15 protein-coding genes are annotated in these 14,744 nt (G+C 54.9%); 10 read left to right on the top strand and 5 right to left on the bottom strand.

What is annotated here, in order from left to right:
* Positions 1-27: 27 nt before the first annotated feature.
* Positions 28-939, top strand: coding sequence for a ribonuclease Z (rnz, locus tag WH298_RS08440; RefSeq protein ID WP_049851896.1), 912 nt, complete (start codon positions 28-30; stop codon positions 937-939).
* Here rnz and WH298_RS08435 read toward each other — a convergent pair.
* Complete coding sequence (locus tag WH298_RS08435) at positions 936-1,748, bottom strand: CPBP family intramembrane glutamic endopeptidase (RefSeq protein ID WP_180822645.1); 813 nt, start codon at positions 1,746-1,748, stop codon at positions 936-938. The two genes, rnz and WH298_RS08435, sit on opposite strands and share 4 nt — an antisense overlap.
* A 39-nt stretch (positions 1,749-1,787) precedes the next feature.
* Complete coding sequence (locus WH298_RS08430) at positions 1,788-2,630, bottom strand: 23S rRNA (adenine(2030)-N(6))-methyltransferase RlmJ (RefSeq protein ID WP_007889903.1); 843 nt, start codon at positions 2,628-2,630, stop codon at positions 1,788-1,790.
* A 330-nt stretch (positions 2,631-2,960) separates the two neighbouring features.
* Between WH298_RS08430 and WH298_RS08425 the strand changes: the two genes are divergently transcribed.
* The 4 genes from WH298_RS08425 to rsmJ all read left to right on the top strand — a co-directional run bounded on the left by WH298_RS08425 (position 2,961) and on the right by rsmJ (position 7,369).
* Positions 2,961-3,410: a hypothetical protein gene (locus tag WH298_RS08425; protein ID WP_007889901.1), complete on the top strand. Its 450-nt coding sequence runs from the start codon at positions 2,961-2,963 to the stop codon at positions 3,408-3,410.
* A 127-nt stretch (positions 3,411-3,537) separates the two neighbouring features.
* A complete protein-coding gene (locus tag WH298_RS08420; RefSeq protein ID WP_180822644.1) occupies positions 3,538-4,428 on the top strand; it encodes a hypothetical protein in 891 nt (296 codons plus the stop codon).
* Positions 4,429-4,568: 140 nt separating this feature from the next.
* Positions 4,569-6,611 (top strand): oligopeptidase A, encoded by a 2,043-nt coding sequence (gene prlC, locus WH298_RS08415; protein WP_180822643.1) that lies wholly within the window; start codon positions 4,569-4,571, stop codon positions 6,609-6,611.
* An 8-nt stretch (positions 6,612-6,619) separates the two neighbouring features.
* Entirely contained in the window at positions 6,620-7,369 is a 750-nt protein-coding gene (gene rsmJ, locus WH298_RS08410; RefSeq protein WP_180822642.1) for a 16S rRNA (guanine(1516)-N(2))-methyltransferase RsmJ, read from the top strand.
* A gap of 79 nt (positions 7,370-7,448) precedes the next feature.
* Here rsmJ and uspA read toward each other — a convergent pair whose 3' ends face one another.
* Positions 7,449-7,886, bottom strand: coding sequence for a universal stress protein UspA (uspA, locus tag WH298_RS08405; RefSeq protein ID WP_007889892.1), 438 nt, complete (start codon positions 7,884-7,886; stop codon positions 7,449-7,451).
* A 417-nt stretch (positions 7,887-8,303) separates the two neighbouring features.
* Here uspA and uspB point away from each other — a divergent pair, with 417 nt between their 5' ends.
* Positions 8,304-8,639 (top strand): universal stress protein UspB, encoded by a 336-nt coding sequence (gene uspB / locus WH298_RS08400; RefSeq protein ID WP_007889890.1) that lies wholly within the window; start codon positions 8,304-8,306, stop codon positions 8,637-8,639.
* Between the two features lie 167 nt (positions 8,640-8,806).
* On the opposite strand, the gene pitA is transcribed toward uspB, so the two are convergent.
* A complete protein-coding gene (gene pitA, locus WH298_RS08395; protein WP_152929126.1) occupies positions 8,807-10,306 on the bottom strand; it encodes an inorganic phosphate transporter PitA in 1,500 nt (499 codons plus the stop codon).
* Between the two features lie 241 nt (positions 10,307-10,547).
* Here pitA and WH298_RS08390 point away from each other — a divergent pair, with 241 nt between their 5' ends.
* Positions 10,548-11,732, top strand: a complete 1,185-nt coding sequence (locus WH298_RS08390; protein WP_180822641.1) for an aminoacetone oxidase family FAD-binding enzyme — start codon at positions 10,548-10,550, stop codon at positions 11,730-11,732.
* A 74-nt stretch (positions 11,733-11,806) separates the two neighbouring features.
* Positions 11,807-12,154 carry a hypothetical protein gene (locus tag WH298_RS08385; RefSeq protein WP_007889885.1) on the top strand — a complete coding sequence of 116 codons (348 nt, stop codon included), beginning with the start codon at positions 11,807-11,809 and terminating at the stop codon, positions 12,152-12,154.
* Here the strand turns inward: WH298_RS08385 and WH298_RS08380 are convergent, their stop codons facing one another.
* Positions 12,155-12,850, bottom strand: coding sequence for a cysteine hydrolase family protein (locus WH298_RS08380; protein WP_007889883.1), 696 nt, complete (start codon positions 12,848-12,850; stop codon positions 12,155-12,157). It lies immediately after the preceding gene.
* Between the two features lie 100 nt (positions 12,851-12,950).
* Between WH298_RS08380 and WH298_RS08375 the strand changes: the two genes are divergently transcribed.
* Together WH298_RS08375 and WH298_RS08370 are read left to right on the top strand one after the other, a co-directional pair.
* Positions 12,951-13,952 (top strand): GlxA family transcriptional regulator, encoded by a 1,002-nt coding sequence (locus WH298_RS08375; RefSeq protein ID WP_007889880.1) that lies wholly within the window; start codon positions 12,951-12,953, stop codon positions 13,950-13,952.
* A 163-nt stretch (positions 13,953-14,115) separates the two neighbouring features.
* Positions 14,116-14,619 carry a DUF1640 domain-containing protein gene (locus tag WH298_RS08370; RefSeq protein ID WP_180822640.1) on the top strand — a complete coding sequence of 168 codons (504 nt, stop codon included), beginning with the start codon at positions 14,116-14,118 and terminating at the stop codon, positions 14,617-14,619.
* Positions 14,620-14,744 lie beyond the last annotated feature (125 nt).

The following is a 14,744-nucleotide window of genomic DNA, read 5'->3' as shown; positions in this document are numbered from 1 at the left end:
GGTGCTACTCGTCAAAAGGAAATGAATATGCAACTGACTTTTCTCGGCACCGGCGGCGGTGCGCCCAGCCTGCAACGTAATGTCACCGCGATTGCGCTGACGCTGTCGAAACGCGGTGAAACCTGGCTGTTCGACTGCGGCGAAGCGACGCAGCATCAATACATGCGCTCGGCGCTCAAGCCGGGCAAGCTGGAAAAAATCTTCATCACCCATCTGCATGGCGACCACATCTTCGGGCTGCCAGGATTGCTCACCAGCCGTTCGATGGCGGGCATCCCCGAACCGATGACCATTTACGGTCCAGCAGGTATTCGCCAGTTTATCGAGACGGCGCTCAGTTTAAGCGGCTCTTACACCTCCTATCCGCTGGAAATTGTCGAAATCGAAGCCGGTTTGGTGCTGGATGATGGCGAGTTTCGTGTTACCGCCTGGCCGATGAATCATGTGATTGAGTGCTTTGGCTATCGCATTGAGCAGCACGACAAGCCGGGCTTCCTTGATGCGCCGCGTTTGAAAGCAGAAGGCGTACCGCGCGGTCCGTGGTATCAGGATTTAAAAGCAGGCAAGCGCATCCAGCTGGAGGATGGTCGGGAGATCAACGGCGCGGAGTATCTTGGGCCTGCCACCAAAGGCAAAGTGCTGGCGATATTTGGCGACACCGCGCCCACCGATGTTGCGCTGCAGCTGGCCGCCAATGCCGATGTGATGGTGCACGAAACCACGCTGGAAGCGGCGCTGCAGGAGAAAGCCAACGGGCGCGGTCACTCAACCACGATTCAGGCAGCCGAAGTGGCCAAACAATCAGGCGCTAAGCGCTTGATCGCCACGCATTTCAGCTCGCGCTATTTATCGAAGGATCGGGAAAAACTGCTGGCGGAGTGCCAGTCGGTGTTTGCTGCGACCGAGCTGGCACATGATTTCGCGGTGTTCGAGGTTTAGTGCTGTAGCGCCGGATAGGTGAAGAACAGCAGGTGCGTCATGTTGAAAATGAAATGCATGCCGGTGGCAACCCACAGGCGTCCACTCCAGTGCCACGCCAGACCGTAAATCAGCCCGGCCAGCGTGGCGAAGATCATCAGCAGCGGCCCGCCGGGAAAATGCGCTAAACCAAACAGCAGCGACGTCAGCAGCAGTGCCGCCCCGGCGCCGATGTGCTGGCGCAGGCGCTGCTGCAGATAGCCGCGAAAGAACGCTTCTTCCGCCAGTGAAACGAAGAACAGGTTCGCCAGCATAAAACTGCCCAGCCACTCCGGCCAGTGCGGCTCAACGGCCAAACCACCTAACTGCACCGCCACGTAGAGCAGCAGCGGAATCGCAGCCAGCAGCGCCAGCCACAAAATTTTGTAACGCGGCGGAGCGGCCTTGGTGCGAAACAGCTGCGGCAAGCAGATGAGCAACACAAACGGAATCAGCGCTTTATCGAAGTTGTAGGAGAAGCTGAACGGCAGGCTGAGCGGCCCGGCCTGCACATCTTCAACCTGGCGCGGATTTTTGAAGCCTGGGAAGAAATGCATAAACAGGCCAATGGCGATAGCGACCAGCGCGGCTTCACTGACCAGCTGAATCCAGCGCGCGCTGTTTTCGACGCGAACCCACGCGATAATGGCTATTGCACCGAGCAGCAGCATCGCCGGCCAATCCAGCACATCCTGAAACAGGCCGAGAATCGTGGCCAGCGTGAGCAGCAGTACCGAAAAACGTTTGGCGGGCGACAGCACAGCGAGCGCGCCAGCCAGAATGATCCACATGATAATTATCCTATTTGGCTGGCAGCGCCGTGAGCGAACTTACTCTGGCACGATCTGCGTGACGCTGAAGTGACCGGTGCCGGCTGGCACCAGCTTCTGATGTAGCCACGGCAGCAGCTCTTCCATCTGCGCTTTGAGCTTCCACGGCGGATTAATGACGATCATGCCGGAGGCGGTCATGCCGCGCTGATCGCTGTCCGGACGTACCGCCAGCTCAATCTGCAGAATGTTGCGGATATTAGTGGCCTGCAGATCTTTAACCATGTGCTTGATCTGCTGACGCATTACCACCGGATACCACAGCGCGAACACGCCGGTGGCGAAGCGCTTGTGGCCTTCCTGAATGCCTTTCACCACATCCTGATAATCGCTTTTCATCTCATATGGCGGATCGATCAGAATCAGACCGCGACGGCTCAGCGGCGGCAGCTTGGCTTTCAGCTGCTGGTAGCCATCGCCACGCGCCACGCGCGCGCGCGAATCTTTGCTGAACTCGGTGCGCAGCAACGGATAATCGCTGGAGTGCAGCTCGGTCAGCTCCATCTTGTCCTCTTCACGCAGCAGGAAGCGGGCAATCAACGGTGAACCGGGATAATACTTTAAGGTGCCGTGTGGGTTGAGATTACGCACCGCCGAAAGATACGGCTTCAGCAGCTCAGGCACATCCGGCTGCTGCCAGATACGGCCGATGCCTTCCAGATATTCACCGGTACGCTCGGCGTGCTCACCGCTCAGCAGGTAACGTCCGGCACCGGCATGGGTATCCAGATAGAGGAAAGGTTTCTCCTTCTCCATCAGGGCGGTGAGGATCAGGCTTTCAACGGTGTGTTTCAGCACGTCGGCATGGTTGCCGGCATGAAAACTGTGGCGATAACTCAGCATAAAAGAGAGGGGTCCGCGGTTGGATCAAAGGGAGTCAATACATCGTGTGTGGCGCGATTATAGCCGTGCTGGGTAAAAATTGCTGACGTTTTGCGAGACGCTTAAGTTTTGCGACAAAGCGTCGCTATAGCGGGTTGCGACTTGCCTGGTTATCAGCGAATATTCCTAAGGAAAATTCCTTACTCGAATTTCATCCATAGATTAAGTAAGTTAGTTTGCGCTAAACCAAGCGGTCATAAGCCAAATGCCAGAGAGTCTGGCAGGAAACTTTCCGGTTAAGGCCGTATAATTTTTTGCTTCAAGCATCTCTAACAACTCCTGGTGAAAATAATGAAAAAAATGACTGGTATCGCGGTGGCAAGCCTGTTGGTACTGACGGGCTGCGCGAAACAACAACCCGTTCATAGTTTGGTCACACCGCCAACTGCGGACGAGCAGCCTGCTGCGCAAAATGCGCCAGAGCAGCAAGGTACTCCTTTTGTGGCTTCCGCACCGGCTCAGCCAGCAAGCGCCTCATTTAGTGATGACCGTGCCAGCAACATTCAGCAGTGCCGCAAAGAGCTCGACGCGATGCGCCTTTATAGCCAGGCCTCGTATGACAGCTATCAAGCCGAATTCCAGAAAATCGGCGCCCAGACCAATAAATATCTGCAAATTAAAGATTCAATTGGCGCGGATATTAACGATTTAGTGATGCCACGTTATCAGTTCCAGATTCGTGAGTTGTGTTTCCGTATTAAGACTCGTCTGTCACAGCTGATTATTCGCCAGGCCGGTTAACACGCGCGTTCTTAATCATACCCGCGAAGTAGCAGCGCGATATTTCGCGCGCAGGATGGGCTTCATCTCTATTTTATCAATAGAGATGAAGCCTTTTGTGTTCTTAAGGCTGCCCCAGGAGATTGTGATGACACAGCGTCATCTGCCCGTTGTCCTTTTCATCACCGCACTATTATCCCCGGCGCTGGCTTGCGCGGCTTCTGAAGAGGAGATGCTGCACGCCTTTGGCGATGCCGCACGCACGCTGCCTCCTGTACCAGTCCAAAAGCCAAAACCGCAGTTACCGCCGGTAGCAAAACCGGTCGACAGGCCTGTCGTCCATGCAGCCGATCAGAAAGAAGTGAAGCAATTGCGCGCCCGCATCAGCGAGCTGGAAAAGCAATTGGCGGCCAGGCAGACCAGGAGTGACGCCAGCACGATCGCGGCACCGCAAAGTGATGCCGAACGTGATGGCTATACGCTGGGCCAATCCATCGCCAGCAATGCCGTCGCGCAGCTGCAAATGGTAAAAGATGTCGGTCTCGACATCAGCATGGATCAGTTGATCGCTGGCGTAACCACGCAGTTGAAAACCGGCACCTCGGCGCTAAGCAGTAAAGAGATGGCGCAGCGTTATGCCACGATGCAGGCGTCGATCAATAAAGGGATGGGTGCGCTAATTGCCAAAGGCTATGCGCAGCTGAATCAGCAGCTAGAGAAGCGCAAGGCGCTGCGGGCAGAAAACGGTATGCACTGGTTTGCGGTGAAATCGGTGCAATCGAAGCTCATTCCTGACCAGCCGGTAGAACTTAACGTAAAAGTCAGCACCTTGAGCGGCAAAGTGATTAACAATTTTGCGGATGACAACGTGCCCTTTGATAATCATCTGCCGCCGCTGATGCATGACGGCATGTCGCTCACCGGTAAAGGGGGCGAAGTGGAAGGCTGGGCGCTGGCCAAAGATATCTTTGAGCGTGAACCATTGCCGCCGTGGGTGGCGCCCTACGATGTCATCCATTATCAGCTCGCGATTAAATAATCTTCAGCCTGCCTTCTGGCGGGCTTTTCTTCGCTAGTCCATCCTTAGTGGCATTGATTTTCATGCCATCAAGCCGCATGTTAGTAAAATTGTGTCGCGCGAGAGTTCGCGCGCAACTTCATCATGAAAGGACTGCGCTTATGACCAATCCGTTACTCACGCCTTTTTCGCTTCCGCCGTTTTCTGCCATCAAACCTGAACATGTGGTTCCAGCGGTTACCGAAGCGCTGAACGACTGCCGCGCAGCGGTGGAACGCGTAGTGGCGCAAGGCGCGCCCTACACATGGGATAATCTGGTTCAGCCGCTGGCTGAAGTGGACGATCGCTTAGGTCGCCTGTTCTCGCCGGTCAGCCACCTCAATTCAGTGAAAAATAGCCCGGAACTGCGTGAAGCTTACGAGCAAACGCTGCCGCTGCTCTCCGAGTACAGCACCTGGGTTGGCCAGCACGAAGGTTTGTATCAGGCATATCGCAACCTGAAAGAGGGCGATAGCTACGCGGGCCTCGATACTGCGCAGCAGAAAGCGGTGGATAACAGCCTGCGTGATTTCGAGTTGTCCGGTATCGGCCTCGATAAAGCGAAACAGAAGCGCTATGGCGAAATCGCTGCGCGTCTGTCTGAGCTGGGCTCGACGTATAGCAACAACGTGCTTGATGCCACCATGGGCTGGAGCAAGCTGGTGACCGATGAAGCCGATCTGGCGGGCATGCCGGAGAGCGCGCTGGCCGCAGCCAAAGCGCAGGCCGAAGCCAAAGAGCAACAGGGCTGGCTGCTGACGCTGGATATCCCAAGCTATCTGCCGGTCATGACCTATTGCGATAACGCCGCGCTGCGTGAAGAGCTGTATCGCGCCTATTCAACGCGTGCGTCCGAGCAGGGCCCGAATGCCGGCAAATGGGACAATGGTCCGGTGATGGCGGAAGAGCTGGCGCTGCGCCACGAACTGGCTCAGCTGCTGGGCTTCGACTCCTACGCTGACAAATCGCTGGCCACTAAAATGGCGGAAAATCCGGCGCAGGTTATTGAGTTCCTCACCGATCTGGCGAAACGTGCGCGTCCGCAGGGCGAAAAAGAGCTGGCTCAGCTGCGCGCCTTCGCCAAAAAAGAGTTCGGCGTCGACGAGATGAATCCGTGGGATTTGACCTACTACGGCGAAAAGCAGAAACAGCATCTCTACACCATCAGCGATGAGCAGCTGCGCCCGTACTTCCCGGAAGCGCGCGCGGTAAGTGGCCTGTTTGAGGTGGTAAAACGCATCTACGGCATTACTGCCAAAGAGCGCAAAGACGTGGATGTTTACCATCCGGACGTACGCTTCTTCGACCTGTTCGACGAAAGCGGCGAACTGCGCGGCAGCTTCTATCTCGACCTGTATGCGCGCGAACACAAGCGCGGCGGTGCGTGGATGGACGATTGTGTGGGGCAGATGCGTAAAGCCGATGGCAGCCTGCAGAAGCCGGTGGCGTATCTTACCTGTAACTTCAACCGTCCGCTGCAGGGCAAACCGGCGCTGTTCACGCATGATGAAGTGATCACGCTGTTCCACGAATTTGGTCACGGTCTGCATCACATGCTGACGCGCATCGAAACGCCGGGCGTATCCGGTATCAGCGGTGTGCCGTGGGATGCCGTGGAGCTGCCGAGCCAGTTTATGGAGAATTGGTGCTGGGAGCCGGAAGCGCTGGCGTTTATCTCCGGCCACTATGAAACCGGCGAACCGCTGCCGAAGGAGCTGCTGGATAAAATGCTGGCGGCGAAAAACTATCAGGCGGCGCTGTTTATCCTGCGTCAGCTGGAGTTCGGCCTGTTCGATTTCCGTTTGCATACCGAGTTCGATCCGGCGAAAGGCGCGCAAATCCTCGAAACCCTGCGAGAAGTGAAGAAGCAGGTTGCCGTGGTGCCAAGCCCGGAGTGGGGCCGCTTCCCGCACGCCTTCAGCCACGTGTTCGCCGGCGGTTATGCGGCGGGTTACTACAGCTATCTGTGGGCCGATGTGCTGGCTGCCGATGCCTATTCGCGCTTCGAAGAAGAGGGCATTTTCAACCGTCAGACTGGTCAGTCGTTCCTCGACAACATCCTGACGCGTGGCGGTTCTGAAGAGCCAATGGAGCTGTTCAAACGCTTCCGTGGCCGTGAACCACAGCTCGATGCGATGCTGGAACACTACGGAATTCAGGGATAAGCCGGCTTGTGAAAATTGGTTTAATCGATGAATCAGGCGCCGGAGACGGCGCCTTATTACATTTGGCTGAGCGCTGGGGCCTGCAGCAGGACGTTCAGGCGACCATGGCGCTGGTGTTAACGCCGGAGCACCTTGAACTGCGTAAGCTGGATGAGCCGAAACTGGGCGGCATCTTTGTGGATTTCGTGTCGGGTGCGATGGCGCATCGGCGTAAGTTTGGTGGCGGTCGCGGCGAAGCAGTGGCGAAAGCAGTCGGCATCAAAAGTGGTTATCTGCCTGAGGTGATTGATGCGACGGCCGGATTAGGGCGCGATGCCTTTGTGCTGGCGGCGCTCGGTTGTCGTGTGCGTATGCTAGAGCGGCATCCGGTGGTGGCGGCGTTGCTGGAGGATGGTTTGCGTCGTGGCTACGAGGATGCAGAGATTGGCGGCTGGCTGCGCGATCGCCTTACGCTACTGCATGTCGTTAGCCAACAGGCACTGAGCGAGATCACTCCCGCACCGGATGTGGTGTATCTCGATCCGATGTATCCGCATCGGCAGAAAAGCGCGATGGTAAAGAAAGAGATGCGCGTGTTTCAGTCGCTGGTGGGGCCCGATCAAGATGCCGATGCGCTGCTGGAACCGGCGCGCCGACTGGCGAAGAAGCGTATCGTGGTGAAGCGTCCGGACTACGCGCCGCCGCTAGCGGGCGTGGTGACACAAGATGCGGTGGTGACTAAAAGCCATCGTTTTGATATTTATCCGCCGCTGGCGTAGGTCGTGCGGGCATGAAAAAGGTCGGCATTCATGCCGACCCTACGAATTGTCAGGTCAGCATTCACGCTGACCTGATCAATTATTCTTCATCTTCATCGCGCAGCGGCACGATTAACATGTCGATATGCACGGTATTAATCAACTGGCGTGCTGAGGACATCAGCTTGCTCCAGAAGTCCTGATGGTGGCCACATACCACCAAATCCACGTCATATTTCTTAATCGCATCCACCAGCACCTGGCCGAGATCGCCGCTGCCACTCAGGGTTTCACTGATCGGATAGCCGGCATTGATCGAAAGCTCTTTCAGCGCGGTGTGCGTCTCTTCAGAAATACGCTTCTGCATGTCACCCAGATTAACGTCAATCAGCCCGGTGTAGAGGTCTGAATAGTTCACATCAACGTGGATCAGCGAGATTTTCGCGTCGTAAGGGCGGGCCAGCGAAACGGCTTTATCAACCAGCAACTGGCTTTCGGGGGAAAGGTCTACTGCAATCAGGATGTGTTTATAAGCCATGATAAAACTCCTTTCTCAAGATTCGGGGCAATCTTCCTGCTTTCACGGTAGGCGGTTCCTTTGCGCGAGACGGCGATGAAGCGCCACCAACCACTATTTCAGCCTTGCAGGCGGTTTTTGTTATGCCCTGAGTATAGCCAGAGTTGTTAACAAATGCTGCAAGCGAAAGTCCGCTTGTGAGGAAGATCAAGCGTTATCGGCTTTTTCACTCGCCCCGAACGAAAATCATCGCTGGAAAAAAATTGAACAGATCTCCTACACTGAAAATAAGTGCCACTGCCGTATGAGTCGCGCACTCAGGTTCGCATAACAACAATGCAATCGGAATCATTCAGTGGCTGGTTTATTTCCCGTGCGGCGTCTACAGCAATTCCCCGCTGCGTTCGACGTCGTTGCGGCTCCAGCCGGGAGGGGAACATGATCAGCACTATCGCGCTTTTTTGGGCTCTGTGTGTGGTTTGTCTGGTGAATATGGCGCGCTACTTCTCTTCTTTGCGCTCACTATTGGCCGTTTTGCGCGGTTGCGATCCGCTGTTATATCAATACGTGGATGGCGCGGGGTTCTTCACCTCGCACGGGCAGCCGAGCAAGCAGGTACGGCTGGTGCGCTATATCTGGGATAAGCGCTATCACGATCATCATGACGACGAATTCATTCGCCGCTGTGAGCGCGTGCGCGGTCAGTTCGTGCTGACCAGCGGGCTCTGTTTTTTGGTGGTGGTCAGCCTGATTGCGATGGCAATCTGGCAATAAATAACGGCAATAAAAAAGGGCGACATCGCTGTCGCCCTCATACCCGTCATACTTCGACTTGCAGCTGCGTTAGCTGCGTGTGTTCTCCCCAGTCACTTACTTCAGTAAGCTCCTGGGGACTCACCCACTTGCTGCCTTCCTGCAATTCGAATTATTTAGGGTATCTATTAAATTAATTTCAACGCGATCCAGTAAAGCGAACCCGACAGCAAAATACACACCGGCAGGGTGAATACCCACGCCATGGCGATATTTTTGATGGTGCGGCTCTGCAATCCACCGCCATCCACCAGCATAGTACCGGCTACCGACGATGACAGAATGTGCGTCGTGGAAACCGGCATACCGGTATAACTGGCGACGCCAATCGATACCGCAGCCGTCACCTGCGCCGACATACCCTGCGCATAGGTCATGCCTTTCTTACCGATTTTCTCACCGATAGTGGTGGCAACGCGACGCCAGCCAATCATGGTACCGATGCCCAGCGCCAGCGCCACAGCAACAATAATCCAGATCGGTGCGTACTCAACGGTGCCCAGCAAATCGCTTTTCAGCTTGTTGAGGAAGCGCTTATCTTCCGCACTGGTTTCCGGCAGCTTAGCCACTTTATCCACGGTATCGGAGACACACAGCAGCAGACGACGCATCTGTCCGCGTTGATCAACCGACAGCTGGTCATAGCTCTGCAGGTTGTTCAGCAGCAGCTGCGCACGATCGATGGCTTGCAGCGCACGGCTGCTATCGCAATGGAACTCCTGCGGGCCGCCGACTGACTCTTCCGGCGTAGGTACCACCGGCGGTGCAAGCTGCACCATATGCGCCAGCGACTCGTTATGCTGCTGATAATACTGTTCCAGATGGTTAACAGCATCGCGTGTGCGGGTGATGTCATAACCCGACGCATTCAGGTTAACCACAAACCCGGCTGGCGCGACGCCGATCAGCACCAGCATAATCAGGCCAATGCCTTTCTGACCATCGTTTGCGCCGTGTGAATAGCTCACGCCAATCGCCGAAACGATCAGGGCGATGCGCGTCCAGAACGGCGGCTTTTTCTTGCCATCAATCTTTTCACGATCGGCAGGCGTCATGTGGATGCGTGAACGCTTAGTGGTTCCGCTCCAGTAGCGACGCAGGATAAAGATCAGCCCGCCTGCTATCACCAGACCAACAATCGGCGAAAGAATCAGGGACATGAAGATATTGATGACTTTCGGCAAGTTGAGCGCGTCAACCACCGAGGTGCCGGTCATCAGGGCGTTGGTGAGACCAATACCGATGATGGCGCCAATCAAAGTATGAGAACTGGACGCCGGCAAACCTAAATACCAGGTGCCAAGGTTCCAGATAATCGCGGCCAGCAGCATGGAGAAGACCATTGCGAGGCCGTGGGCCGAACCGACATTCAACAGTAAATCGGTCGGAAGCATGTGAACGATGGCATACGCCACGCTCAATCCACCAAGCAAAACACCCAGAAAGTTGAAAACACCCGCCATGACAACTGCCAGTTGCGCCCGCATCGCACGGGTATAAATGACAGTCGCGACCGCGTTAGCAGTGTCGTGAAAACCGTTGATTGCTTCATAAAACAATACAAACAGCAGAGCAAGAATCAGTAACAGGCTGGTACTGAGGTCGAGACCAGCAAACAGATGTAGCATAAACGTTACGCCATTTTGGGAGGACATGAACGCGGCGCATTATCTGCGACAACGTGCGCGATATGAAAGAAAAATATAGCTCTTTCTTGTCTTAAAATTGTAATGCAGCGTATAGATTTAGCTGAAAACAGCTAAAAATTAGTGAGTTACATTATGACATATTTACGGCAATTTTTTGACGCTAGCGCTAAAAGCCGCAAATCCCTACAATCAGCGCCTTTCGGGCAAGGCGGATAAAGCAGTGGAAAAGTTTGACGTTATCATTATTGGTGCAGGCGCAGCCGGCATGTTCTGTGCGGCGCAGGCAGGGCAATTGGGTCGTCGCGTGCTGCTGCTGGATAACGGCAAAAAAGCCGGACGCAAAATTTTGATGTCGGGTGGCGGCCGCTGCAACTTCACCAACATGTTCACCGAGCCTGCTGCGTATCTGTCGCACAACCCACATTTCTGTAAATCGGCGCTGGCGCGTTACAACCAGTGGGATTTCATCGACCTGGTGAATCGCCATGGCATTGCGTATCACGAGAAAACGCTGGGACAGTTATTCTGCGATGACTCGGCGCAGCAGATTGTCGATCTGTTATTAAAAGAGTGTGAGGCTGGCCAGGTTACCGTGCGTTTGCGCAGCGAAGTGATGAGCGTGGATCGTGACGACAGCGGTTACACCTTGCAGCTTAACGGCACAGCGGTGCAGGCGGAAAAATTGGTCATCGCCAGCGGTGGACTCTCGATGCCGGGCCTGGGTGCGACGCCGTTCGGCTACAAAGTGGCCGAGCAGTTCGGCCTGAAAGTGTTCCCCACGCGCGCGGCATTGGTGCCTTTCACGCTGCATAAACCGCTACTTGAACAGCTCAATACGCTGTCGGGCGTGGCGTTGCCTACCACCATCACCGCGCAGGACGGCACCTTATTTAAAGAAGCGATGCTGTTCACCCATCGCGGCCTGTCTGGCCCGGCCGTGTTGCAAATCTCCAGCTATTGGCAGCCTGGTGAATTCGTCACCATTGATTTGTCGCCTGCCACCTCGCTGGATGATTTCATTAATGTGCAGCGCGAGGCTCATCCTAATCTCAGCCTGAAAAACAGCCTGGCGAAGATCCTGCCGAAACGGCTGGTGGAAGTGCTGCAGGAGCTGAAACAGATTCCCGACGTCACGCTGAAGCAGCTGAATAGCAAGCAGCAGAGCGAGCTGGTTAACACATTGCATCATTGGCGTGTGCAGCCGAACGGCACCGAAGGTTATCGTACCGCTGAGGTGACGCTGGGCGGCGTGGAGACCACGCAGCTGTCGTCGAAAACCATGGAAGCACGCGATGTGCCGGGGCTGTTCTTTATTGGTGAAGTGGTGGATGTCACCGGCTGGCTGGGTGGCTATAACTTCCAGTGGGCGTGGAGCTCAGCCTGGGCCTGCGCGCAGGCGCTGTAGTGCGTGCTGAATAGGCCGCACACGCGCAATCTGCTACTATCGCGCGCTTTACTCTTCAGCGGGTGACGCCCTTCATGTTAAAAATCAAATTTCTTCTGCCGTTGCTGATTGTGCTGAGCGCCGTTGTCTGGTGGCTGATGCCGCACTACAGCGACGAGGATAAAGCCTACTACATCGCCACGTTCTGTACCCTCACTCATGATGGGCGCGGCAATACATCACAGGATATGCAGCACATCATTGAAGGCAGCAATTCCGATTACGCGCTGCAGAAGATTCATTTCAAGCCAGGGCTTGCAGATCATCTGCAAAGCATTTGGCAGGATTTGTCACCGGAGCAACAGCAACAAGCGCGGCAGGAGAGTCTCTCCTGCCGCCGTTTGATGTCTGACAAACTGTTACCCGGCCAGCCGGTTCAGTAATTATTTAACGGGCATCGCCAGCACAGCATCGGTGGTTTTAATTTCAGCGAACACATCTGCGACGCCGGTCAGCGCCGCTTGCTGCAAGACTTTATGATCCACCACCTTGTTGTCCCAGGTTGCCAGATCACGTGTTGCTGTCGCATCTTCCGGAATAATGACGGAGTAGCCGAGCGGCACCGCATCACGCGCGGTGGATGACACACACATGTGCGTCATCAGACCGGTAATGATCAGCTGTTTAATGCCCAGTGAGTCCAGCTGCTTCTGCAGGTCGGTGCCGACAAATGAGCTTGGCGTGGCTTTGCTGATTACGCGATCACCCTTGGCTGGCTGCAAATCCTTATGGAACTCAGCAAAACGGCTGCCTTTGGCAAACAGCGGACCATCGGCATCACCTAAATGCTGGACGAAGAAGACCGGCATCTTGTTTTTGTGAGCGAACTCGACGATGCGTTTGCTATTTTTCAGCGCTTGCATGCCATCCGGGATCGGCATTTTACCGCCAGGGAAATATTCGTTTTGAATATCAATGACGATCACAGCAGTTTGCTTCGCATTGAGTGAAGTAGTAGCAGTAGCACCGCTCATGGTACGAATAGTCGGCGCTTTCTCAGGCTTAGTCTCAGCGGCGAAAGCATTGCCTGAAATTGCCATGGCCAGTGCCAGAGTTCCTGAAGCAAAAATATTTTTCATACGTAATAATCCTTTGATGGTTTAGCGTAGAGAGGAGGCCAGCACGGCTTCCGATGGGGTGCAGTATGGCGATTTCGCCGTGAGTGAAGGAGTACAACGGATGACAAATAACGTTCAGTTTGCGCCAAAAACGCCAGGTAAGGCTTCGCCCATCAAAGTCGGTGTCGTGGTGTTCGACGACATCATCCCGTTCCACCTTTCAGTGCCCTGCGCGGTATTTGAAAAGGCGGCTCAGGACGACGGCACCCTGTGCTATCAGTTAATGATTTGCGCTACGCATCCCGGCCCATTAAAAACCAACAGCGGTTTTTCGATCATTGCTGAGCATGGATTAGCACAGCTGGCCGATGCCGATATGGTGGTGGTGCCAAGCTGGAGCGATCCCTCGGTGCCGCCACCCGCTGAGCTGCTGCAGGCGCTTCAGCAGGCGGCGCAGCGCGGAGCGAAAGTCGTGGGTTTGTGTCTCGGTGCGTTTGTACTCGGCGCCGCCGGCTTACTGAACCAGCGCCGTGCAACCACACATTGGCGTTGGATGGCGGATTTTGAACGCCTGTATCAGGATGTGGCGATTGATCGCGACGTGCTGTACATCGACGAAGGGCAGATTGTCACGTCGGCAGGTACCGCCGCGAGTATTGATTGCTGTCTGCATCTGGTGCGCGAGCAGTGTGGTGTTGATGTGGCCAATAGCGTCGCGCGTATGCTGGTGGTGCCGCCGCATCGACAGGGCGGACAGGCGCAGTACATTGAGCAGCCGGTTTATCATTCGGCAGGCAACGATCGCTTTATGTCGGCGCTGAGCTGGGCGACAGAAAACCTGCAGCAGGCGCTCACGCTGGAGCAGCTGGCTGAGAAAGCGCTGATGAGCCGCCGCAGCTTCACCCGCCGCTTTAACCAAACCACCGGCAGCTGTTTTAGCGATTGGTTAGTGAATCAACGCCTGGCACTGGCGCAGCGTTTTCTGGAGAAAACCGATCAACCGGTGGAGTTGATTGCTGAAAAAGCCGGATTCTCATCGCCGCTGATGCTGCGCCGTCATTTTAAGAAGCAGCTGAACACCTCCCCACTGCAATATCGTAAAACCTTTCGCGGCAGATCCTAACGCACATTTTGCGAGCGCTCTCGCATCCAATTGCACGTTACTTGTTGTACTAATTGATATTTTTCGCCGTGTAGCGCAAAATGCAAACAGTCACATGGTGCAATAATTGCTCGCTGGGCATGATGTTTGACAGACGCGTCACATCAACTCAGGAGCTTCACGGATGACACTCGCGATGATGAATACTCACAAAGCTTTTAAAGCGTTGCAGCTGGCTGGTGTCAGCGATCAACAAGCCGAAGCGATGGTAGAAATCTTTACTGAAATGCAGCAGGACAATGCGCTGTCACGTGCGGATTTGATGAAGGCTGGAGAGGAAACGACGAGGAGCATTAAAGAGCTGGATCTTCGGGTGAGTGGAGCAATTAAAGAACTGGACGTTCGGCTGAGTGCAGCAATTAAAGAGCTAGATGATCGGCTGAGCGGTGCGATTAAAGAACTGGATTCTCGACTAAGTGGCGCGATACAGGAACTGAACACGCGCCTGTTCGCAGTTGAAACGCGCCTCGACGCGGTGGAAAAAGATATTGGCGAACTTAAAGCTGATGTCAAACAACTGAAAGCAGACGTCTCTGCATTAAAAACTGACATGCGCTGGATTAAACGCTTACTGATGGTGATGGCCACCACCATGGTGATTGCGGCTGTTAAATATATCTTCTCGTAAATTCTTGCGCGCTGGGGTGTTGAGTACAGTCGGCTGTACTTTCAGCGCGGCACGATTCACATTCCCGCACACACGCTGCTGTATGAAGCGCTCTCCCTAAGGGAATTTGATACGGCGCACACTTA

It is taken from the genome of Pantoea nemavictus (assembly GCF_037479095.1).
Taxonomy (GTDB): domain Bacteria; phylum Pseudomonadota; class Gammaproteobacteria; order Enterobacterales; family Enterobacteriaceae; genus Pantoea; species Pantoea nemavictus.
This window is presented reverse-complemented; position numbering and strand designations above follow the sequence as displayed.

Coding starts and splice junctions, on each gene's coding strand:
- rnz (WP_049851896.1), top strand. CDS start 28: ATGCAACTGACTTTTCTCGGCACCGGCGGCGGTGCGCCCAGCCTGCAA.
- WH298_RS08435 (WP_180822645.1), bottom strand. CDS start 1,748: ATGTGGATCATTCTGGCTGGCGCGCTCGCTGTGCTGTCGCCCGCCAAA.
- WH298_RS08430 (WP_007889903.1), bottom strand. CDS start 2,630: ATGCTGAGTTATCGCCACAGTTTTCATGCCGGCAACCATGCCGACGTG.
- WH298_RS08425 (WP_007889901.1), top strand. CDS start 2,961: ATGAAAAAAATGACTGGTATCGCGGTGGCAAGCCTGTTGGTACTGACG.
- WH298_RS08420 (WP_180822644.1), top strand. CDS start 3,538: ATGACACAGCGTCATCTGCCCGTTGTCCTTTTCATCACCGCACTATTA.
- prlC (WP_180822643.1), top strand. CDS start 4,569: ATGACCAATCCGTTACTCACGCCTTTTTCGCTTCCGCCGTTTTCTGCC.
- uspA (WP_007889892.1), bottom strand. CDS start 7,886: ATGGCTTATAAACACATCCTGATTGCAGTAGACCTTTCCCCCGAAAGC.
- uspB (WP_007889890.1), top strand. CDS start 8,304: ATGATCAGCACTATCGCGCTTTTTTGGGCTCTGTGTGTGGTTTGTCTG.
- pitA (WP_152929126.1), bottom strand. CDS start 10,306: ATGCTACATCTGTTTGCTGGTCTCGACCTCAGTACCAGCCTGTTACTG.
- WH298_RS08385 (WP_007889885.1), top strand. CDS start 11,807: ATGTTAAAAATCAAATTTCTTCTGCCGTTGCTGATTGTGCTGAGCGCC.
- WH298_RS08380 (WP_007889883.1), bottom strand. CDS start 12,850: ATGAAAAATATTTTTGCTTCAGGAACTCTGGCACTGGCCATGGCAATT.
- WH298_RS08375 (WP_007889880.1), top strand. CDS start 12,951: ATGACAAATAACGTTCAGTTTGCGCCAAAAACGCCAGGTAAGGCTTCG.
- WH298_RS08370 (WP_180822640.1), top strand. CDS start 14,116: ATGACACTCGCGATGATGAATACTCACAAAGCTTTTAAAGCGTTGCAG.